This is a genomic window from Paenibacillus sp. FSL R5-0744 (assembly GCF_037972555.1).
Classification (GTDB): domain Bacteria; phylum Bacillota; class Bacilli; order Paenibacillales; family Paenibacillaceae; genus Paenibacillus_AQ.
The window spans coordinates 951,537-974,888 of sequence record NZ_CP150228.1; the positions used below are offsets into that span (position 1 = coordinate 951,537).

The window sequence follows — 23,352 nt, forward strand, 5'->3', positions numbered from 1 at the left end:
GTCTATTTGTCTCCTCCCCGGCTAAGAACTAGTTGCTGTACTAATAGTACGATGACGACAAAGAAGAGCAAGATAATACTCATGGCAGAAGCGAGACCATAGTTGTTGTAAGCAAATGCAGTGTCTACAACTTTCTGTACATAAGTTTCGCTGGCGCCTGCAGGACCACCCTTGGTCAATACGAACGGGAGATCAAAGACTTCCAGTGCTCCTGTGACGGTAAGAAATAAGTTAAGCTGAATGACTGGCTTCATATTCGGTAAAGTAATTCTCCAAAGGGTTTGGAAAGGTCCAGCACCATCAATCTTTGAAGCCTCATAGATATCGTTTGGTATGGCCTGCAAGGAGGCGATGTAGATGACCATGTTATAACCCATGAAACGCCAAAATCCTGTGGATGCCAGAGAATAGTTGACCAGTCCTTCTGTTCCAAGCCAGCTGGTCTGTCCTAGTCCGGTTAGACCGATGCTATTCAGGAACATATTCAGAGATCCGTTAGTAGTATCAAAGACATAACCAAACATAAAAGCAACAGCAACTCCGTTCATGATGTAAGGAAGGAAAAGTAAGATTCGGAATGCGTTTTTCCCTTTGAGCTTACTATTCAGAACAACCGCAAAATAAATGGCGACTATGTTCTGAACAATTCCCATAGCGAAGTAAGCAAAGTTGTGTGTAAATACTTTGAAAATATCAGGATTAGAGAAGACCTCGCGGTAATTAGCAAGTCCGACCCATGGTTTCTCAGGGCTATAGCCATCCCAATTGGTGAAACTGTAATAGATCAGCTTAAGCGCTGGATAATACGTGAATGTCGCAAGGAGCAACAATGGGATCGTAAGGAATGATATAATGATTATCATTTTTTGTTTGTTATAGGAAAGTGTTCCGAACATCGCTAGCCCTTCTTTCATAAAAGCTTGGTATGGAAAGGCAAAATGGACTATCCGTAAGGGCGATAATCCATTTTGCACCGTGTTGTACTTCTGGTCAAAAGTTTGTATTAATAGCCGAGATCTTTCTTAGCTTTAGTCCAGGCTTTATTCCATTTGTCTAATACAGTTTGCGGATCTTTGGCAAGCACAAATTCCTGTACAACAGCAGGGAGATCTAATTGTGCCTTGTTGCCGATTTCTGTAACCTTCGCATCGTCAACAGTTCCTTCTACTAACTCTACTCCGGTAGCTTGGAATTCTTTTAGCTGAGCCAGATTAGATTCTTTTCCTTTTAGTGGGGAGATAAAGCCCGCGAAGTCCTCATAGCCGGAATCCTCAATCATCCATTTTACGAAAGCTTTGGCAGCTTCTAAATTTTTGCTGTTTTTAGCAACAGCATAGAAGAAGTCAGGGCTAAGAGTAGCGGATGGTTTACCTGAATTGTCATAAGGGAACGGGAAGAAGCCAACATCGTCTGAAGGAGCTCCTACTCCAATAACTTGGTTAATGACCCAGTTGCCGAGATAGTACATGGCGAACTTACCAGAAGCGATGTCTTTTTTCGATTGCTCCCAGTTGGTGGAGTTGATGTCTTTTTCCAGATACCCTTTTTCGTTGAGCTCCTTGAGCAGGCTAAAGGCTTTACCATAGCCGTTGTCCATGGTAAATGGTGTTTCAGAGTTCAGCTTCTCATTAGGGAAGTCGGGGTTGCCTGCAATTAGGCGCGGAGTATCATAAGCCCATGTACCCAGTGGCCATTTATCTTTGAAGTTAGAGGACAGTGGAATGACACCTTTTGCTTTCAGCTTTTCGCAGGCAGCCAGGAATTCATCCCAAGTCTTAGGGGTTTCTGTGATGCCAGCATCCGTAAATGCTTTTTTGTTATAAACAATCCCGGATGTAGAGTTCCCTGTGGTAATTCCGTACAGCTTGCCATCAAAGGATTTGAAGTCTTTAAAGGTGATTTGATCGTTCAGGCCGAGATCATCCAGTGAAGCGAAGTATTTCGGTAGGTCGGAGTTAGGAATGGTAGGAATGAACATAACGTCAGGAAGCTCGCCGCTGGCCATTCTGACTTTAGCCTGTTGATTATAGTCGGTCTGGGAAGCCTCGAATTCGACTTTAACGTTCGGGTATTTTTCATTAAAGCGCTTTAAATATTCATCGTATTCTTTGCCAATCATGTCTGTTCTGTTAGTCAGGAAGGTGATTTTGCCGCTAATGTCAGCTCCTGCTGCAGGTTCGGCTGTTGCGTTGCTTGTTGTGTCACCGCCGGTAGTCTCTGTGTTAGTCGCTGCGGGCTTATCGGTTGCAGAAGCCCCGTTATTGGTGCTGTTGCCATTGTTCGAGCCGCAGCCAGCCAGCGTTGATGATAAAATCATAACCATAACAAAAGATAACGAAAATAACTTATTTCTCATACCTTAATCCCCTTTTCATTATTTTGTTAGCGTTTACATGAACATTATAGCTTTAAATAAAGCGTTTAGAAATGTATTGTATTATTATTTATTGTCTTTATTTGTTTTGTTTGAACGATTATAATTAGTGTATACCTAACGAATGGATAACAAAATACCAAGAATAACAAGTGGATTCAATGAAATGCTAGAAGAGGTATGTTATTTTGAAAGATGAATAGGCTTACAAAACTTAAGCAGACGCTTTCGAAGTGAGTTTTGTACGAAGTCACTTGGAGAAGCATATGCTCTACAAAACTTTTAGCAATTAGGAGGATATTATGAAACATCTAGAGATGAATCTTGCGAAGTGGGAATTTAGAAGCTGTGGTGACGAGGAGTGGCTTCCGGCTACTGTGCCAGGCACGGTCCATACGGATTTACTGAAGAACGGAAAGATTGAAGATCCCTTCTATGGAACAAATGAACATAACCTACAATGGATTGATAAGAAGGATTGGGAATATCAAACCACTTTGCAGCTTGGTGAAGAGTGGTTGGAGCTTACTTGCACAGAACTGATTTTTGAAGGTCTTGATACATATGCTGACGTGTATGTGAATAATGTACATGTGCTCGCTGCAGACAATATGTTTTTGGCGTGGAGAGTGGATGTTAAAGATCAGTTGAAGATTGGTGAAAACCATATACTAGTGAGATTCCGCTCTGTAGTTAAAGAGGATCTACCTAAGCTAGAGAAGCTGGGGTATGCGTTACCTGCACCGAATGATCAATCCGAGCTTGGGGGACTAGAGGAACAGCGGATTAGTGTCTTTGCCCGCAAAGCACCTTATCATTACGGCTGGGATTGGGGTCCGCGTTTCTTGACCAGTGGAATATGGCGTAAGGCGGCCCTTAAGGGACGTGATTCAGTTCAAATCATAGATCTCTATATCCGCCAAAATGTGATCACAAAGGAAGAGGCTCAATTAACCGCAATTATTGAAGTAGATGCTCCTGCGGCATGGCAGGGAATGCTGCGAATGAGTGCTGATGGTCTAGAGTCGATGCAAGCGGTTTCCTTAAAGAGTGGCAAGCAACAAATAGAGATGGATATCGTGGTAGATCAGCCGCAGCTCTGGTGGTGTAGAGGGCTGGGCGAGCCTCATTTATATACATTCCAAGCGGATTTGGTGAAAGGTAAGGAAGTTGAAGTTAGCAAAAGCGTAAGAACTGGACTCCGGAGCATTCAATTGATTCGGGAGCATGATGCGAAAGGGACTTCATTTTCTTTTGTACTGAATGGTGTGTCGGTCTTCGCCAAAGGTGCCAATCATATTCCGAATGACAGCTTCATCACAGAAGTTACCGAAGAGCGGTATCGGCATGAAATTGCCACGGCCGCAGAATCAAACATGAATATGCTGCGAGTGTGGGGCGGCGGTTTTTATGAAGAGGATATATTTTACAAGCTCTGTGATGAATACGGGCTGTTGGTCTGGCAGGACTTCATGTTCGCTTGCAGCATGTATCCGGGGGATGAAGCGTTTCTTGCGAATGTGAAGAAAGAAGCTGAGTATAACGTCAAAAGATTGCGCAATCATCCCTGCATCACCCTATGGTGTGGCAATAACGAGATTGATTCGGCCTGGTCACAGTTCGAGGAAAATATGGGCTGGGGCTGGAAAGAAAAACTCAGCGCGGAGCAAAGAGCTACAATGTGGGCTGATTATGAGGAAATATTCCACCGGATTCTACCGGAGGCTGTAGCCGCGTTCCATCCAGGTGTGGACTATTGGCCGTCTTCACCGATGCGGAATTTGACTGGAGATATGAATCAACACACGACGCGGATTGTGGGCGATGGGGATGTGCATTACTGGGGCGTGTGGCACGGGATTGAGCCTTTTGAGAATTATAATACCAAGGTTGGCCGCTTTATGAGTGAATACGGATTCCAGTCGTTCCCGGAACTAAAGACCGTAATGAGCTATGCTGAAGAGCAGGATTTGGAGCTTACCTCAGAGGTGATGCTGGCGCATCAGAAGAATGGACGCGGAAATCTGCTGATCAAGGAATACATGGATATGTATCTGCCGCAGCCGAAGGATTTTAAAGCATTTCTGTATATGAGTCAAATTCTGCAGGCCGAAGCGATTCGAATCGCGATTGAAAGTCACAGAAGAAATAAACCTTACTGTATGGGCACTTTATACTGGCAAATGAATGATTGCTGGCCGGTCGCCTCTTGGGCGGGGATGGATTACAACGGACGCTGGAAAGCATTGCAATATACCGTGCGCTCAAGCTTTCAAGATGTTCTGTTGTCTATTGACGGTACAGACCGTGAACGGATTGACGTTCATGTCGTATCTGATTTAAGAACAGCAGTCACCGCTGATTTGGGGCTTAAATTGTATCAGTTTAACGGTTCGACACTGCGAGAGTGGACACATCCCGTTGAGCTGGGAGCTGATTCTGCGGCTATCGTATTCTCGTCTCCAGTGGCGGAACTAATAGAAGGTCATGGATCGAACGATGTATTGCTTGAGATCAGCTTGCAGGCTAATGGCGAGATGATAGATCGTAAGGTGCACTATTTTATCCCGGAAAAAGAAATTCGGTTGCAGCGTTCAGTAATTAACATAATGGAAACTCCAGATAGCGGAGGTCTAAGCTTCACTGTGACAAGCGATGTATTAGCTAGAGGCGTATACCTGACCTCAGAAGATGAAGGAATATTCTCTGACAATTACTTTGATCTTCTCCCAGGCCAGCCCAAGACGATAACGTTCTCGGAACGCGGGAACGATGGAAGGGACTGGATTCCAGGCGCTCCTAAGGGATTGAAGGTTCAATCGATGGTTGATTTTGTGAGCGAAGATTTACTGTAAATCTTAAGAAGAGATAATTTATTTCTAAAGGAAACAAGCCATGAGCTCGGCTCTTGGCTTGTTTTTTGTGTGCTGGTATAAATGTTGTTTTTCCTATTCATACCCCGTTCATGTTAACGTCATGGGGAGTACATCTTCATTGGTTATTCTTACCTTAGTAGTCGGATAGGGCAGTCCAATACACAGAGGATGACAGGAGAAGATACGAGTGAAAATAAAAGAGGGAATAACAACAAAGGTGGGCACGAGAACAAGTAAAATACTAAACATACTACTTAAAGTAGTAGGAGCAATAATCATCGCAATCGTGCTTTTTCTCGCCATCGTATATACAGTTAATTTGATCAGCAATAAATCGGAACAAAATAAAATAGAACCCTATGGTCAGTTAGTACCCGTAGATGGGAAAAACATGAATGTTTATATTCAAGGAAAAGGTGAAGAAACAGTCGTGCTACTACCGGGTTATGGCACAGCAGCGCCAGCTCTTGATTTTAAAGCATTAATAGATGAACTGTCGCCGTTTTACAAAGTTGTCATGATTGAGCCTTTTGGGTATGGATTAAGTGATCTGACCAAAAAGGAGCGCAGCACGGAGAATATTGTAAGTGAAATTCATGAAGCTTTACAGGCTCTTAATATTGACCGTTATATTCTAATGGGCCACTCTATTTCAGGCATATATGGACTAGATTATGTTAACAAGTATGAAAATGAAGTGAGTGCATTTGTCGGGCTTGATAGTAGTGTTCCATCGATAAGCGAGAGGAAGATCGAAGCTTCGGAATTAAGAACTATAAATCTGCTCAAAAAATCAGGTTTAATCAGATTGCAAATGAAATTTAGTGCTGACCCAATTGCTGAACTACCATTTGATGATAAAACAAAAGAACAAATGAGACTGATCAATCGCAAAAACATATTTAATCCAACCCAATTAAATGAAGCCGGAAGTATGTATTCTAATTTTAAAACAGCTGAAAGTTTAACCTTCCCCAAAAATCTTCCTGTAATTTTCTTTGTGCAAGCGAATCAACCAGCAACGGATAGATGGATACCAGAGCATGAAAAGCAAGTAAAAGACTCTGTACATGGAAAAGTGCTGACATTTGAAGAAGGACATTATTTATATCGTACTAAAGCAAAAGAGATCGTAGAAAACTTCAGAGTATTTATGGAAGAAGCTAAGTAAATGACTGTTTGAGCCGAATGAACTTCAGGGTTTTCTCTGATTGTCGTTCGGTTTTTTCTCGTTTAAGGAATTATGATCCAAAAGCCTGACGGTACTTTACGGGAGACATCCCCTCGAACGATCTGAATACTTTAATGAAATAGCTGGACTGGGCAAAACCGGACTGAGTCGCAACCTGAGCAATGGAGAGTCCAGTAGAAACCAGTAGAAGCTTGGCTCTGGCCAGTCGACAATCCGTTAAATAACGGTTTGGTGTTTTGCCCATAACCATTCGGAACAGCCGTAGAAAATGATAGCTGCTATACCCGGTTAGTCTTGCCATCGACTCCAGTGACCAAGGTCGTGCACATTCGACATGAATGATATCTGCGGCACTGCGGATAGACTGCCTGACCTCGTGCGGTACTGAGCCGTGAAGCGGTTCGGAATTCTGTAGCAATTTCACTAGAAGCTCATACAGAAGCGCGGATAGCCTTGGCTCACTGCGTGTTACATAGGAAGCGCTCAGCAAGTACATTTCCTCGAACAGCTCGTCCAGCTTGGCCTCCAAGTCAAAAGTGAACAGGTATGCACGAGACTGGTCCACTTCTTCTAATAAGGGGAGTACAATTTCAGTGCTAAAATGAACCCAACGAACATCCCAAGGCTCCCCAGGGTCTGAGCCGTACTGCTGATAAGCCCCTTTAGGGTAAAGAAACCCTCGTCCTCTGCTCATCGGAATACGTTCGCCCTCATGGAATACATAACCCTCCCCACCAAAAATTAAATGCAGGTTATAGCTTCCCAGAAACCCCTCACTTCTTCTCTCGGTATGCTGTGGAAAGTGACTGTAATGTCCCAGAAATTCAGGATAACAGACATATTTTGAAAAAGCCGGTGTCGGCAAATACCATTGTTTCTTCATGTTATGTGGCACCCATTTCTATCGCGCTACAGAGCGCTAGTTGGATTGAAGTAATTAACGCAAGATTGTGATACGATCGCAATATTTTGTTATATATGCCTTATTAACACTGATACTACAATAGAATTATAAAATATTGAAAGCATATTTTTAATACTTTGGAGGTAATCATGAAGAAACCTGTCGCAACAGAAAAATTCGAGCTTGGCGTCTGTTATTATCCGGAACACTGGCCGGAAAGTATGTGGGAGGACGATTATCGCCGGATGCGAGAACTAGGCTTTACAATCATTCGGATCGGGGAGTTTGCTTGGTCTATTTTTGAACCAGTCCAGGGTGAATTTCAGTTCGGGCTCTTTGATCGGGCGATTGATTTAGCTCATAAACATGGTCTTCAGGTTGTGCTCGGTACGCCGACGGCAACACCTCCAGCTTGGCTGACCCATAAGTATCCAGAAGTATTAAACGTGACGTATGAAGGTGTTACCCTTCAGCATGGCATGCGCCGTCATTATAATTACAGTAGCCCCAAATACCGTGAGCTGTGTGCTCGGATTACGGAACAGATGGCTGTACATTATGGCAATTATCCAGGTGTGGTCGGTTGGCAAATTGATAACGAGCTCAACTGCGAGATCAGTGAATTTTATTCAGAGAGTGACCATAAGGCTTTCCGGGAATGGCTGCAGCAGAAATATGTCACGCTTGAGCGGCTAAACGAGGCTTGGGGGGCTGTTTTTTGGAATCAGAGTTATAGTGATTGGTCTCAGGTGTATCTTCCGCGTCCTACCCCGTCACCCAAGCAGCCCAATCCCCATCAGGCTTTGGATGAAAAGCGGTTTATATCGGATAATACGATTTCTTTTGCCGAAAACCAAGCGGACATCATCCGTAAACTTGCCCCTAAGCAGTGGGTGACAACGAACGGTCTGTTCGGGCATCTCGACAGCCATGAATTGACGGATGAATTACTGGATTTCTTCAGCTATGATTCCTATCCGCAGTTCTCGACTATTTTTTATGATCCGAATGAGCGGAATCCGCTGAATGACAGAGGCTGGGGACTTTCATTATCTGTTGTCCGTTCTATTTCCCCTAATTTCTGTATTATGGAGCAGCAGTCGGGACCGGGTGGCTGGGTGAACCGGATGGATATGCCATCTCCGAAGCCGGGGCAGATGCGGTTATGGACCTATCAATCGATCGCTCATGGCGCAGATATGGTGCTGTATTTCCGCTGGCGGACAGCCACGATGGGCAATGAAATTTATTGGCATGGCATTAACGACTACCATAACCAGCCGAACCGAAGAGTACGGGAAGCGGGACAGATTGGTCAAGAGCTGGCGGGGGCAGGGCAAGCACTTATCGGCACCCGTAATCAGGCTAACGTTGCTATTGTTCGTGATTATGCTAATGAGTGGGATGGAGAGTATGATGTGTGGCATGGTCCATTTATGTGGAAGAGCAATAAGGAGTGGTACAAGGCACTCCAGCAGAAGCATATCCCGAATGACGTACTCTATTTACGCAAAAAGACGACGCTGGAAGAGCTCGCACGGTACGATGTGCTTATCTATCCTCACCCGGCAATTATGACAGATGAGACAGCGTCGCTTCTGGATGAATACGTTCAGCAAGGTGGAAAACTGATCTTCGGATGCAGAACCGGCTATAAGGATGAACGCGGCCAATGTTATATGCGTCCTTTCCCAGGTGCTGCTAGAGATCTATGCGGGATCACAGTCGAAGAATTCACAATGGTTAAAGGTAGTCGTCAGCCAACGACGATTAGCTGGTCGGGTGCGGCAGAAGGGGTTACTGGGGCAGATGATTTTAATGATATTCTCCAGATTGAGGATGATTCGGTCGAAGTCATGGCGGTCTATGCCTCGGACTATTATGCGGGAAAACCGGCGGTTACAAGAAATCGTCGCGGCAAAGGCGAGGTTTGGTATTACGGAGCAGTCTTTAATGAACAAGCAGCGTCCATAATCATAGATCAAGTCAGCCTGCAGTCGCCAGTAGATTGGCTGGTGCTCCCTGAAGATGTAGAGCTGCAAGTTCGTAACGGGACTTCTTCCAGTTATACTTTTTTGCTTAATTATAGTGAAGCTCCTGTCGCGATCCATCTTCATGAGACCAAAATGGATTTACTGAGCGGGACAACGTTATCGGGTGAGGTTACTATGGAAGGCTTTGGTGTATTGATATTATATTAACGCTATGAATAAATAATGATATTAATGGAGTTGCGTATTAGAGAACTAATATGTAACTCTATTTTTTTATAGAAGATATTCAAAAGGATACTTTTTAAATATAGTTATTAATTCCAACAAAATACAACGAGCAACAGGTACAATATAAAGAATATTCTAGATTTGAAGGAGGGAAGTCTTATGATCATTGAAGCTGAGAAAGTATTGCTGCAGTATTCGTTCATCGATCCCATCATTGAATTCATTAGACATAATGAGAATATTACATTTAAAGTGACCGACAAAACGGATAACAAGAATTATTTGTTGCGTATACATAAACCAATATCGGAAGGGTTCTCAGCCTTACAACATACCCGAGATGGATTACAGGCAGAAATGTTTTTTCTGCGAGAAATCGATCAGAAGAACATACTAAAAGTTCAAAGACCTGTTCTAAATCAAAAAGGGGAACTGGTTACTGAATATAGTTCGGAGCAATTTGGTACTAGTTTGGCCACTCTTTTAGAATGGATCGAAGGCTCGACGCTAACCCAAGATGAAGATAACATTGAACAGATTGTTTATAGATTAGGTAGAAATCTTGCTAGTTTACATGAATTCTCACGAACGCTAATGCCCTTGGAGTTACATAGACCTGTATACAATGTCACAAAGATTGATGAAACTTTAATAGAACTTGGAAAGGGAACAGACAATGGAGCCCTTATTCAGGAGGATTACGAAGTTATTAGTAGCGTTCTACTCGTAGTAAAAGAACAATTAGCAGAGCTAGACGCTAGGGACAACTCATGGGGATTCATTCATGCTGATTTTCAACTGGGCAATGTCCTTGTGTCAGAACAAAATCCTATCTTAATAGATTATTGTTTATTTGGTTATGGTTACTACCTGTTTGATTTGGGCTCTGCATCTTCCATGTTGAAAAGTGAGCTGCGCAAAATGCTTTTGGAGGGTTATGCTTCTAAATCAAGCTTTTCGCTTGATGAGATTCGGTACATTGAAGGACAAATATTTATGGATATTTTTATTAGTTACGTATTTTTTATTCATGACTCTGAGAGGAACGGTTGGATAAAAGAGCACGCCTCCAAAATATGCAGCACGTTATGTCGGGATTTTCTTGAGGGGAAAGAGGTATATTATTCGTTTTAACGATGGTGTGATATTCTAATGGGGAATGAAAAATGAAGGGACTGAACTATGCGCAGAGATCATTATTTTTAAACCAACTATTAAAATTTAATGGAGGTAAAAATAATGTTAACTACAGAGTTACACACAGAACGATTACATTTAAGAAAAATGAAGGTAGCGGATTCGCCAAGTTTGTTTAAAATTTGGTCTGATCCAGAGGTTACCAAGTTCATGAATATTGATAGTTTTACTGATGAAAATCAGGCAAAAGATATGATAAAACTTCTTGATGAATTTTCTCTAGATAACAAAGCTATTCGTTTCTCTATAATTGAAATGGAATCCAATGAAATCATAGGTTCTTGTGGTTTTAATTCCTTAGACTTTGAAAATGAGAAAGCGGAGATTGGATATGACATTGCTAGAGCATTTTGGGGAAGAGGCTATGCTTCAGAAGCTATAAGTGCTTTGTTAGATTACGCATTCTCAACTTTGAAGCTGAATCGAATCGAAGCAAAAGTGGAACCCGAAAACGTGAATTCAGTAAAAGTCTTGCAAAAGCTGAACTTTATGTTTGAGGGAACCTTAAGAAGGTATGAAAGAGTAAACGGAAAGTTTATAGATCTCAATATGTATTCAAAATTAATAACAGATTGATTATTTAATCCCAGAGGTTATATAGGTCTCCATAAGGAATAAAAACTTATTCACTATAAATATAGGAGTTGACCAGATGGAGACAATATTAACAGAGGAAATGATCTTGGATGACCTACTAAAAACATTTCATCGTTTATTCGGTATGAATGTAATTGAAACTACTTCGATAAAACGAGGCTGGTTAAACTTAAAGTGGAAAGTTACGACGGATGCAGGGGAATTGTTACTTAAACAATACAACAAAGAAAGATATAAATTATATAAGTCAGAGGAGATATTGTTAGCACTCTCTCAACAGATTAGATTGTATGACCAAGATCTAGCGTGCCCCAAAGTGTTATCACAGAATGAAAGTATTTTGCTTGAATCTGATAATGGAGAACGCTTCCTGGTGATGGAGTATTGCAAGGGAAAACTAATTTCACCAGGTAAAATCAATGTCCATCAAATATATGATTTAGGTCGAGCAACAGGAAAAATGCATCGATTGTTAAATGACGGGACACTTGGCATTAAAAATAGTCCGCAATTTATTCCTCCAAGTCGTGAGGAGCGTTTAGCACATTGGAACTCCGTTTGGGAAAAGACTAAGGGACTTGGTAAACCTCAGCTGCTTGCTGAGATAGAAACTCAACTTAAAGCTACTGAAGAAATGAATATAGAACTACTCGGATTACTTCAAACAGGCTGGGCACATCGTGACCTTTGGGTAGATAATCTTTTATTTAATGATAACGGTTTATCTGCAATTCTAGATTTTGATCGACTAAAATATGACTATCCGCAGCTTGATGTAGCTCGTGCTGTGATGTCATGTGCCTTAGATGATAATTTAGATGTCTCCCTGGCTTCGGCGTTTATGGAAGGGTACAGTGAGGAACGCGACGTGGTAGAGGGCTATTTAACACATTCATTACAGTTGTTGTGGTATATGGAAAGCACATGGTGGATTAATGCTAACATGGATCAACATAGTGTACCGCCAGCTCGCTTTGCGAAGGAAATGATTTGGCTTGCAGAAAATCAAAAAAATATGTCCGCTTTGTTAGGAAATCTTTAGAATCTCCATAATTAGCAGCGACAGTTTAGGGCTTGCTTTTCCACGTCCATGACTGCCGCTGTTTCTATTATTGAGGTAATTCGATAAGAACAAAACCTTTTTCCCCATAATCTACATTGACTTGGGTTTGTCTCACCCCTATGATGATTATTAATATAAAATAAATGGCACGAAGAGGAGCGAAACATCATGGCTTTGGAGATCGAACGCAAGTTTCTGCTGCCGGAATTTCCGGAGCAGCTTATTCAAGAAGGCGAATTGAAGATTGTGACCCGGCATAATATCGATCAGACCTATCTGGCGATAGACGGCGGACAAGAGCTGCGTGTGCGTAAAATTACGGATCTGGACTCAGGTGAGGTAACGTATACACACACGTTTAAGGATGGCAAAGGGATCAAGCGCGAAGAGATCGAATATTTTATCTCAGAGGGTTTATATAATCAGATGATTGAGGCGGTTAATGCGGTAGCCTTGGTCAAAGAGCGGATTACGGCGGTGTGGAATGGCACAACGGTTGAGATCGACGTCTATTCTCAGTTGAAATTGTCCGTTCTGGAGGTTGAATTTGAATCTTTGGAGGAAGCGGAAAGCTTCAAGGCGCCGGAATGGTTCGGCAAGGATGTCAGCACGGAACGGCAGTACAGCAACAAAACCGTCTGGAAAGAGCTGCAAAATAAGACAAAGAATTAACGGACTTTAGCGCGTAAACGTGGTAGTATATAGGGAAAACAGGCAACGATTAAGTGAAACTTATATTTATATATAGTATATAGAGGGGTTCAGGAGGATGAGCATGAAGTATATAAGCACAAGAGGCAATGTGGAACCTAAAGGCTTTATCGATACGGTGTTGATGGGACTTGCCGATGACGGCGGATTGATGGTTCCTTCCGAGATTCCTGTCGTTTCAGCAGCTACTTTAGAAGAGTGGAGAAGTCTTAGCTACCAGGAATTGTTCCTGAAGATTTTCGCCTATTACACTAATGATGAGATTCCTTTAGAAGATTTGCAGGAAATGGTCAATACTAGTTATGGCAATTTCCGCACGCCGGAAGTAACGCCTATTCACCAAGTGAATGATTCCCTGTATGTACTGGAATTGTTCCATGGCCCTACATTTGCCTTCAAAGATGTAGCACTGCAGTTTATGGGTGAGCTGTACTCGTATATTTCCAAAAAGCAGAACAAGATCATCCACATCCTCGGAGCAACCTCGGGGGATACTGGGGCGGCTGCGATTCAGGGTGTCCGCGGCAAAGAAGGAATCAAGATCTGTATTCTTCATCCGCATGGTAAGGTTAGTAAAGTGCAGGAGCTGCAGATGACTACGGTTGATGACAGCAATGTACTGAACCTGTCTGTTCATGGTAACTTTGATGATTGCCAAAAGGTGATTAAGGATCTGTTCGCGGATCTCGACTTTAAGAGTCGCTATCATCTGCGTGCGATCAACTCCATTAACTTTGTACGTATTCTGGCGCAGACTGTCTATTATTTCTATGCATATTTGCATGTCGATGGCAGCAGTGAGAAGAAGATTAACATCAGCGTGCCTTCCGGCAACTTCGGTAATATTTTCTCCGGATATTTGGCGAAGCAAATGGGATTACCAATTAACAAACTGATTATTGCTACGAATGAAAATAACATCTTGGAGCGTTTCGTGAACACGGGTGAATACAAACCGGGCAGCTTCACAAGCACATACAGTCCTTCGATGGATATCCAAGTGGCGAGCAATTTTGAGCGTTATCTATATTATTTGGTAGGCGAGGATTCCGAGAAACTATCCGCGTATATGTCCAAACTGCAAACCGAGGGCAAGATTACGGTTGAAGGCGAGGCGCTTCAGCAGGTGCAGAAGGATTTTGCAGCGCTTGGCGTGAAGAATGACCAATGCTTGAATACAATTGCTAAGTATCAAAAAGAATATAGATACCTACTTGATCCGCATACTGCATGTGGAATCGCAGCTTACGAAGCTTTTAATGGCTCGGATGAGATTGGGATTACCTTTGCGACCGCACATCCAGCTAAGTTTGATGAGGCGATTACTCTGATTGACATTAAGCAGGAATTCCCGGCACAAATTAAAGCGTTGTTCGAGATGCCACAACACCAAACCGTAGTGGATCATGACAAGGATGAAATTGTGCTTCAATTGCAGGCTTTTTATAAATAATTTGTAAATCCATATGGCTCAGCAGGCTCCTGTTCTTAAGTTAAGAATGGGAGCCTCTTTACTGCATCTTTCGACAAATAATGTCGCTGTTTACTATGAATAGTTTGATATCGACAAAAGATGAAGGAGTGGTGCTTTTTTTCACAAAGTGGATCTATCGGAATTTGTCGGAAATTTGTCCTGAAAAGTAGACATGACTACCCTGAGAGTGAGAAAATAGCATATAGAGCTTTAGTAAGAACTAAAAAGGACGGGATTATCATGACAATTCGTTTCGGGGTCATTGGAACAAACTTTATTACAGACCGCTTCGTGCAAGCCGGCTTGGAGAATGAGGAGTTTATCCTGACAGCCGTGTACTCCCGCACAATGGAGAAGGGTCAGGCCTTTGCTGCAAAATATGCTGGAGCTACAATTTATACGAATTTGGAAGATATGGTTTCCAGTAAAGATGTCGATGCTATTTACATTGCAAGCCCGAACTCCATGCATGCTGAGCAGGCGATTATGTGCTTAAATCATGGCAAACATGTGCTCTGTGAGAAACCAGCTGCCTCAAACAGTGCGGAGCTTAGAGCAATGATTGAAGCCGCTCAGAACAATGATGTGTTGTTGGTAGAAGCAATGAAATCGACCTTCATGCCGAATTTCGGAGTGATCAGAGACAATTTGTATAAGATTGGTCAAGTACGTCGTTATTTTGCGAGCTATTGTCAATACTCATCGAGATATGACGCCTATAGACAGGGAACGGTATTAAATGCTTTTAACCCAGCCTTCTCTAATGGCTCGTTGATGGATCTTGGCGTTTACTGCCTGTATCCTATGGTAGTGTTGTTCGGGAAACCGAAGTCTGTAAAGGCCGTGGGTCTAATGCTCTCTTCTGGAGTGGATGGAGAAGGAAGTATTGTCATGCAATATGATGATATGGATGCAGTTGTGATGCATTCCAAGATCGCTGATTCCTATTTGCCAGCCGAGATTCAAGGGGAAAGTGGTACAATGGTGATCGATAAGATCAACCAACCTTACCAAGTGAAGATTCATTATCGCGACGGAACCGTTGAGGAACTTACGCAGCCTCAGGTATTCGAGTCTATGTATTATGAGGTTGAGGAATTTATCAACTTAATTAAGAATGGTGAACGGGAAAGCAGAGTTAATACACATGCGAATTCCTTGGCAGTAGCAGAAGTTATGGAGGAAGCCAGAGCACAGATCGGCCTCCGCTATGCCGCAGATCTATAAATAGAATGGGGAGCAGCACTTGAAGACTTTTAAAAAGGTATACATTGAGATAACAAGCGTCTGCAACCTGGCCTGCAGCTTTTGTCCACCAACCGCCCGAACGAAGAACTTTATGAAGCTCGATACTTTTAATACGATATTAGATGAAATTAAGCCACATAGTAATCATATTTACCTTCACGTAAAAGGTGAGCCATTGCTGCATCCCAAGATTGGTGAGCTGCTGGATGCGGCACATGCCAAAGGGTTCAAGGTCAATATTACTACCAATGGTACGTTAATTCATAAGGCTGGCCCTAAGATCCTCGGCAAACCTGCACTTCGACAGATGAACTTCTCTCTGCATAGCTTTGATGGGCATGAAGGATCTGAGAACCGCGAAGGGTATTTGTCGGAGATTATTTCTTTTGTACGGGAAGCCTCCGCGCAAGGGGTGATTATTTCCTTCCGGCTGTGGAATTTGACGGAGGATAATCTGACCAATCTGGAGAAGAATCGGAACCGTGAGACCCTTGCTGTGCTGGAGGAAGCCTTTAACCTTGATTTCAAGATCGAAGAAAAGGTTGTACCTGGCAGCGGCGTCAAGGTTGCCCCACGGGTATATCTCAATCAGGACCATGAGTTCCGATGGCCTGCACTGAATGAGCCGGAAGATGATGGAAAAGGGTTCTGTCATGCACTACGCAGCCAAGCGGCAATCCTTGTGGATGGTACCGTTGTACCGTGCTGTCTGGATGGTGAAGGAGTCATTAACCTCGGAAACATTCATGAGACTCCTTTCTCAGAAATCGTAGAGGGTGAGCGAGCGAACAATCTGTTTTACGGGTTCTCTCGTAGAGAGGCAGTAGAAGAGCTGTGCCGCAAGTGCGGATATCGGCAACGGTTCGGAACTTGAGGATTGGAATATAAACAGAACCGGGACATGGCAATTTCATGAATCCTGGTTCTGTTTTTTAATTAACGGGAGTGTATATATAATAAAAAGTCTTTATAGTCTCCACTTTGGAGCGAAGGAGGAGTATATGCTGAAATCGTTGGAAGCCATCACCTTATACCGTGAAGGAATACAAGATCATTTGGAGGATAACCTCTGGCTGAAGCTTATTGTCCAAGCCGAGGAGCAGATTGTAAATTTGGAGCGTGTGGAATCTCTGGAGGAGTTGGACCGCAGGAATCCCGTGCTGGATTATGTGGAACGCAGTTTGCAGCTGCTAGACCAGCTTCCCCGTTCGATTTGGATCAAAGAGCTTGTGGAAGAAACATTAATCTGGTCAGAAACAGCTAAGGGTGGCACATTGAAGGAGCGGTTACTTTGGCAGGAGGAAGGCATTAACTGTTTTGTACATAACATTGGCTCCGCACAGTTATACGGGAAACATTTGAGCGGTACGGTCTCTGACAAAAGCGCACTGGTTCATCGGCTTATTGAAACCCATGGACTGATAGGACAGCAAATCCGTGGGGAGGTGCCTCCGGAAGTAAATAAGCCGCTTCGTGATCTTGTGGAGGAACAGTTACTGACTGCCGAGGAACTTGAACGCTTGCTAACCGTACTCAATCATTGCATCATCGGAGCTGTATCTCCCGAGCTATGGCTGAATGTAGAGCATGAAGTGAAACAGCTTATCACTCTGATTGCATCCGGTGAACTTGCTAGTCCAATGCCGATGAAAGAAAGACTGCGCAGAATGCGGCTAGGTCCGATCTCTAGAGGAGAGGATTTCACTACAGAATGGGCAAAGCTGACACAGGAAGGCTTCCATGCGGAACGGTTGGAGTCTTTAAGTAACACTATCTTCTGGTATGTGGAATCTGCAATGCAGACCTTCTCGTTGGAGCAATTTCTGAAGGTGATGTTGCTTGCAGCCCAAAGGGCTCAGAATGAACCCCTACGCCATATCAGCTTCGAGCAGGTTATGAACAGCATTTACTATGACTACAAGGGTGTTAAGAAGATCAATGTTTATAAGAAGCGGATTATAGAAAAATATTTATCGGAGCTTACATGGGAGGATATCGAAAAAGGGACTTTACCTGATGAGAATCCTCATCTAATGCTTCGTCCATACGCTAAGGAACATCTGCCAGACACGGTGTTTTTTCAGTTCCAATTCTCGGCAGCGGCAGAGAAGCTGATCGAATTCTGTATGGAAGCTGAAAAATCGCCCTTGTATGAACGTGCTGTGTTGCTGTTATTCGACTTGTTCGAGCTACGCAGAGACGCCTTCGACCGTTTTCATAATGAAGATACCTACTTAAGTCAAATGAATAATACAGCAGATTATAAGGCTGTGATTCTGGACCATGTCATTGGGAAAAAAGTGCTGGATATCGGCCCGGGCGGCGGTGTGCTGCTGGATTTGCTGGAAGAGCGGATGCCAGAGGTTACCCCTATCGGCATTGATATATCGAGCAATGTAGTGGAAGCTCTGCGGCAGCGCAAGCAACGGGAAGGTCGTCAGTGGGAGGTCCTGCAGGGAGATGCGTTGAACCTTGAAGATTTCGTAGAGGCTGGAACGGTGGGTACGGTAATTTTTTCTTCGATTTTGCATGAGCTATATTCTTATGTGCCGCTTAATGGTAAAAAGTTCAATCATGACACCGTCTCGGCCGCTCTGCGAAGTGCCTTTGATGTATTGTCAGTGGGCGGGGTTATTATTATCCGTGATGGGATTATGACCGAACCCACAGCATTGCTGCGGAAAGTTCGTTTTCTGGAGGAGGACGGTATGGCGTGGCTGGAGCGTTATGCGAAGGATTTTGCCGGACGTCAGCTTCAGTATCAGAGATTAGGGGAAGAAGAAGTACTCATGCCTGTTAATGATGCCATGGAGTTTTTATATACGTATACCTGGGGCGAAGAGGCTTACATTCATGAAGTACAGGAACAGTTTGGTTATTTTACCCCTACGGAGTTTGCCTCATTTATTGAACAGACTTTAGGAAAGCAAGCGAAGATTGAAGTTTTCCGGCATTACTTGCAAGAAGGTTATACCGAAGCGCTGCGTGATAGAGTAAGGTTCATGGATGAGAGCGGACAGGAAGTGGCCTTGCCAGACAGCACCTGCTTTATCGTGATTCGGAAGGAATAGTTGAAAGATAACATCATCTGCATATAAAAAAGCAATCGGCAACCCCTTTGATGTGGTAGAGGTCCGATTGCTTTTTCTATATAGAGAATTTTGTCTTTGTTAGATTAGTATTTCTAGCTGCGACTTATCAGAATCTTCGGCTAAACGCTGAATTTCTTGGTAGGTGGCTAATTTCTCAGTCCGTTCTTGATCTTTAATTTTATCTCCGGTGTCTTTTATGGTATCGCCTAACGTTTCATTCATTTCCGATATTCTATCTTCGATTTTGGATAACTGCTCACGTTTGGCTGTTGCAGAATGAGTAGAACGAGCTTCATCCGATTCGATTTCCTTGGTCAGAACTCTTGCCTCGCCATGCATCTTAGAATGGGTAGAAGAAACTACCTCCATTTGTGAAACATTTTGGCTTATAGCAACAATCGTATTCAATCTTTCGTTTTGTATCTCTTGCTCGGTTTTAGGTTCATCCGATAGATCTTCTTTTTGAGCTTTTTCTAAGTTCTTTTGTTGCTCTTCAAAGGTGTACTTCGCAATTTGTTGGTCAATCGTTTGGAGCTGTTTATCGAATTCCTTAAGTTGATCTTGAATAGAATCAAGGTTATGTGAGTTTTTGGTGGTTCTTTCAATTAGGCTGTTCTTGCTATCGATGATACTCTGTTTTTGTTTAAGTAGAGAATCAACCATTCCGCTCATTTTAGATTGATTTTGAAAAGCTGCTTTTGCAGATTTGCTTAACGATAAGTGGTCTCCGCTACCACTTGTCTTGCTGTTTGAATTTATGGTTTTATCGTTAGTTTGGTGACTAACAGCTACATTAAGTCTCGTTCCCATAGCAGAGGTCATATTCGTTATATGCATAGCTTATTCTCCTCCTACGACGATAAGATTTATCTATAATATATCGGTAGATGAACAGGAAGAATTAATAAAGAGAGCCATTAGCTTCAGAACGACCGATGAATAGAAGTCGAACAACAAGATGTCAACGGGACCCCTTCCTAAACTCCGAAGGCGAGCATTTCATCGCTCTGCGAAACACTTTAATAAAATAGCTCACATTATCGAATCCGACCTCGAATGCGATGTCGGATATTTTTCTGTTGCTTTGTTGCAGTAGATCGGCGGCTTGGCGAATTCGGTAAGAGTTAATGTAATCTACTGGAGTCTTACGGGTCATTTCTTTGAAAAAACGGCAGAACTGTCCTTCACTCATGGGGATAAGGTCGGAGAGGTCCCGAGTTCTAATCGGCTCCTGATAGTTATCCTGAATATAGAGAATAATCTTCTTAAGTCGATTGATCTTAGTAGTATCAGCGTCATCCAGCTGGCTGCGGTTTACAAAACGATCCTCTGGAGCAATCAGCGAGAGCATGATGAGTAACGTGCCTTTAATAAAAGCTTCAAACCCGGGAGATTGCGCAGCGTAGGCGTCCATCATGCGTTCTAAGTGCCCGAGAAGTTCATGCTGCCATTTCACAGCCGGTGTTAGGTGGCGAGGAAAGCTTTGTCTTTTCTCCTGAAGGGGTAAGATGGTGTTCTGCTGGATCGTATCATATTGGGCACTAGCGAGAAGATCAGGAAGAAACACGAGCGCACAAAATTTGCAGGGCGTATCTTCGTTCAGTACATAGGCAGCGTGAATATCACCAGACTCGATAAATACAGCCTCACCGGCTTTAAGTGGGAAATATTCGGTATCCACCTGAAACAGAATTTCTCCTTCGAGCAGCATAAAAAACTCTGCTTCTTCATGCCAATGGGTATCGAGGACATGTGTTCCAGCCGGTAATTCTATCCAATAAGCTGCAAGCGGAAACATGCTATCGCCATGCACTCTGTCTTCTTTTAGCAAACTCTGGGTTGTACGGTCCATAAATGCCACTCCTTTCGGATAAAACATCAAAATAGTGTTATAAATGAGCTATATAGTATTAGTTTTGTTTATTTTTTATCGGTATAATGCAACTATAAACACCAAATTGAAAGGTGGCAAGTACACAATGAAATTTACTGATGGTCTCTGGCTGGTGCGTGATGGTATCACGATTAACGGTGCAGTTCAAAATTATGTTGTAGAAAAGACTCCAGATGGATTAACAGCAATTACTCAAACAACTCCAATCACAGGGCGTTCAGCGACGCTGAATTCAACCCTGCTTACTGTAAAATTTCATTCCCCGCTTCCAGGTGTGGTAGGGGTTAAGATTATTCATCATGATGGTGTACAAGAACGCGGTCCAGTCTTCGAACTCACGAAAGGTACTGGAGATCACGTTAAGATTGAAGAAAACGATTCCGAGACTGTGCTGATCAGCGGCGGACTGCGTGTAGTGATTCGCAAAGGCCAACAATGGGCTGTGGATTTCTATCGTGGAGACGAGAGAATTACAGGCAGCGGTTTCAAGTCCATGGCTTATATCACGGATCAAGACGGCAACACGTATATGCGTGAAGAGCTGGATCTCGGTGTAGGTGAATTCGTTTACGGTTTGGGCGAGCGTTTTACCGCTTTTGTAAAGAATGGACAGACCGTAGATCTTTGGAACAAAGACGGTGGTACTAGCTCCGAGCAAGCTTATAAGAACGTTCCTTTCTATGTAAGCAGCAAAGGCTATGGCGTATTTGTTAACCACCCTGAGTTGGTTTCTTATGAGATCGCTTCGGAAAAAGTGAAAAAAGCGCAATTCAGCGTAGCTGGAGAAAGCTTAGAATACTTCGTGATTGATGGTCCTACCATCAAAGAAGTTATCAGCAACTACACATCACTTACTGGCAAACCTGCACTTCCTCCGGCTTGGACATTCGGCCTGTGGCTGACGACTTCTTTCACTACCGACTACGATGAAGCAACCGTAAACTCCTTCGTAGATGGTATGGCAGAGCGCGATCTACCGCTGAGCGTATTCCACTTCGATTGTTTCTGGATGCGTGAATATCAATGGACCGATTTCCAGTGGGATGAGCGCGTATTCCCTGACCCAGTAGGCATGCTGAAACGACTGAAAGATAAAGGGCTGAAGATCTGCGTATGGATCAACTCTTATATCGGGCAACGTTCCCGCTTGTTTGAAGAAGGCAAGAAAAATGGTTATCTGCTCAAAAAACCTAATGGTGACGTTTATCAATGTGATTTGTGGCAAGCAGGTATGGCACTGGTGGACTTCACCAACCCTGCGGCTTGTGAATGGTATGCCGGCTACCTGCGTGATTTGGTAGATATGGGCGTAGATAGCTTCAAGACAGACTTCGGCGAGCGTATTCCTACAGATGTAGTTTACTTCGACGGATCTGATCCGATGAAAATGCACAACTACTACACTCAATTGTACAACAAGGTTGTATTTGAAGTGCTAGAAGAGAAGCTTGGTAAGAATGAAGCGGCATTGTTCGCACGTTCTGCAACTGCCGGTGGCCAACAGTTCCCAGTTCACTGGGGCGGTGACTGCTACGCAGATTATGAATCCATGGCAGAGAGCCTTCGCGGTGGATTATCTCTAGGATTGTCTGGTTTCGGTTTCTGGAGTCATGATATCGGTGGCTTTGAGAACACGGCTCCGGCACATGTATTCAAACGCTGGTTGGCGTTTGGACTATTGTCCAGTCACAGCCGTTTGCATGGTAGCACTTCGTACCGTGTGCCTTGGGCTTATGATGATGAAGCTTGTGATGTTACCCGTTTCTTCACCAAACTCAAATGTAGCTTGATGCCTTATCTGTATGATGTAGCAGGACAGGCTCATGAACATGGGTGGGCTTCTATGCGGGCTATGGTTATGGAATTCCCGGAAGATCCTACTTGCGAAGTGTTGGATCGTCAATACATGCTAGGTGAATCCTTGCTTGTAGCCCCAATCTTCCAAGAAAACGGCGAAGCGAAGTACTACTTGCCGGCTGGTCGCTGGACTCACTTGCTTACTGGTGAAACCGTACAAGGTGGATCATGGCGCAAAGAGAAATATGATTTCTTTAGCCTGCCACTATTCGTTCGTCAGAATTCCTTGCTGGCAATCGGCAGTGTGGATAACAAACCGGATTACGACTATGCGAATGGCGTTAAATTCGGCTTATATTCACTTGAAGATGGCACTACGACTTCTGCAACCGTTCGTGATCTCAAAGGTGCTCCTGAATTGACTGTGAAGGCTGACCGTAAAGGCAGTACGGTAACAGTTACTGCGGAAGGTAGCGGTAAAGAATTCTCGCTTTCACTTAAAGATCTGGGAGCTATCGCTTCTGTAAAAGGTGCAGAGCAAGTAGATGAAACTACAGTAAAAGTAAACGCAGGTGCAAAAACCGTATCGTTTACGATTACATTGAAATAAGATTGTTTCTTAAAGCATATTGATATAGCCATTACCTCTCTTGTAAACTGGGTGGACGATCTGTTCCCTTGGTTTATTGGAGAGGTTTTAGTGTTACAATC

The 23,352-nt window shown here is 43.4% G+C and carries 17 protein-coding genes; 12 read left to right on the forward strand and 5 right to left on the reverse strand.

Translation table 11 applies throughout. The features are described from left to right. Window positions 1–2: 2 nt before the first annotated feature. The gene (locus MKY19_RS04235) at window positions 3–896 is read right to left on the reverse strand and encodes a sugar ABC transporter permease (RefSeq protein ID WP_339800616.1); all 894 of its coding nucleotides are present in this window, start codon (window positions 894–896) and stop codon (window positions 3–5) included. Between the two features lie 107 nt (window positions 897–1,003). After that, window positions 1,004–2,356: an extracellular solute-binding protein gene (locus MKY19_RS04240; RefSeq protein ID WP_339800619.1), complete on the reverse strand. Its 1,353-nt coding sequence runs from the start codon at window positions 2,354–2,356 to the stop codon at window positions 1,004–1,006. A gap of 320 nt (window positions 2,357–2,676) precedes the next feature. Here MKY19_RS04240 and MKY19_RS04245 point away from each other — a divergent pair, with 320 nt between their 5' ends. Together MKY19_RS04245 and MKY19_RS04250 are read left to right on the forward strand one after the other, a co-directional pair. Further along, window positions 2,677–5,229, forward strand: a complete 2,553-nt coding sequence (locus tag MKY19_RS04245; RefSeq protein ID WP_339800622.1) for a glycoside hydrolase family 2 protein — start codon at window positions 2,677–2,679, stop codon at window positions 5,227–5,229. A gap of 214 nt (window positions 5,230–5,443) precedes the next feature. Next, window positions 5,444–6,421, forward strand: a complete 978-nt coding sequence (locus MKY19_RS04250; protein WP_331281438.1) for an alpha/beta hydrolase — start codon at window positions 5,444–5,446, stop codon at window positions 6,419–6,421. A gap of 70 nt (window positions 6,422–6,491) precedes the next feature. On the opposite strand, the gene MKY19_RS04255 is transcribed toward MKY19_RS04250, so the two are convergent. Beyond that, entirely contained in the window at window positions 6,492–7,325 is an 834-nt protein-coding gene (locus MKY19_RS04255; protein ID WP_052404156.1) for an AraC family transcriptional regulator, read from the reverse strand. 170 nt (window positions 7,326–7,495) lie between these two features. Between MKY19_RS04255 and MKY19_RS04260 the strand changes: the two genes are divergently transcribed. The 9 genes from MKY19_RS04260 to MKY19_RS04300 all read left to right on the forward strand — a co-directional run bounded on the left by MKY19_RS04260 (window position 7,496) and on the right by MKY19_RS04300 (window position 18,929). Further along, entirely contained in the window at window positions 7,496–9,547 is a 2,052-nt protein-coding gene (locus tag MKY19_RS04260) for a beta-galactosidase (RefSeq protein WP_339800625.1), read from the forward strand. A gap of 180 nt (window positions 9,548–9,727) precedes the next feature. Then, complete coding sequence (locus MKY19_RS04265; RefSeq protein ID WP_339800628.1) at window positions 9,728–10,702, forward strand: phosphotransferase; 975 nt, start codon at window positions 9,728–9,730, stop codon at window positions 10,700–10,702. A 90-nt stretch (window positions 10,703–10,792) separates the two neighbouring features. Then, window positions 10,793–11,341 (forward strand): GNAT family N-acetyltransferase, encoded by a 549-nt coding sequence (locus MKY19_RS04270; RefSeq protein ID WP_339268892.1) that lies wholly within the window; start codon window positions 10,793–10,795, stop codon window positions 11,339–11,341. Between the two features lie 76 nt (window positions 11,342–11,417). Beyond that, window positions 11,418–12,404 (forward strand): phosphotransferase, encoded by a 987-nt coding sequence (locus MKY19_RS04275; protein ID WP_339800632.1) that lies wholly within the window; start codon window positions 11,418–11,420, stop codon window positions 12,402–12,404. 189 nt (window positions 12,405–12,593) lie between these two features. After that, window positions 12,594–13,097 (forward strand): CYTH domain-containing protein, encoded by a 504-nt coding sequence (locus MKY19_RS04280; protein ID WP_076283838.1) that lies wholly within the window; start codon window positions 12,594–12,596, stop codon window positions 13,095–13,097. 103 nt (window positions 13,098–13,200) lie between these two features. Continuing rightward, window positions 13,201–14,589 carry a threonine synthase gene (gene thrC, locus MKY19_RS04285; protein WP_339800637.1) on the forward strand — a complete coding sequence of 463 codons (1,389 nt, stop codon included), beginning with the start codon at window positions 13,201–13,203 and terminating at the stop codon, window positions 14,587–14,589. A 261-nt stretch (window positions 14,590–14,850) separates the two neighbouring features. Next, a complete protein-coding gene (locus MKY19_RS04290; protein WP_042185046.1) occupies window positions 14,851–15,837 on the forward strand; it encodes a Gfo/Idh/MocA family oxidoreductase in 987 nt (328 codons plus the stop codon). Window positions 15,838–15,856: 19 nt separating this feature from the next. Next, window positions 15,857–16,732, forward strand: a complete 876-nt coding sequence (locus MKY19_RS04295; RefSeq protein ID WP_042124302.1) for a radical SAM/SPASM domain-containing protein — start codon at window positions 15,857–15,859, stop codon at window positions 16,730–16,732. 127 nt (window positions 16,733–16,859) lie between these two features. After that, complete coding sequence (locus tag MKY19_RS04300) at window positions 16,860–18,929, forward strand: class I SAM-dependent methyltransferase (protein WP_339800640.1); 2,070 nt, start codon at window positions 16,860–16,862, stop codon at window positions 18,927–18,929. Window positions 18,930–19,028: 99 nt separating this feature from the next. On the opposite strand, the gene MKY19_RS04305 is transcribed toward MKY19_RS04300, so the two are convergent. Then, window positions 19,029–19,787, reverse strand: coding sequence for a hypothetical protein (locus MKY19_RS04305; RefSeq protein ID WP_339245047.1), 759 nt, complete (start codon window positions 19,785–19,787; stop codon window positions 19,029–19,031). A 124-nt stretch (window positions 19,788–19,911) separates the two neighbouring features. Further along, window positions 19,912–20,802, reverse strand: a complete 891-nt coding sequence (locus tag MKY19_RS04310; protein WP_042185052.1) for an AraC family transcriptional regulator — start codon at window positions 20,800–20,802, stop codon at window positions 19,912–19,914. 127 nt (window positions 20,803–20,929) lie between these two features. Between MKY19_RS04310 and yicI the strand changes: the two genes are divergently transcribed. Then, the gene (gene yicI / locus MKY19_RS04315; protein WP_339800645.1) at window positions 20,930–23,251 is read left to right on the forward strand and encodes an alpha-xylosidase; all 2,322 of its coding nucleotides are present in this window, start codon (window positions 20,930–20,932) and stop codon (window positions 23,249–23,251) included. The last annotated feature ends 101 nt before the right edge of the window (window positions 23,252–23,352 follow it).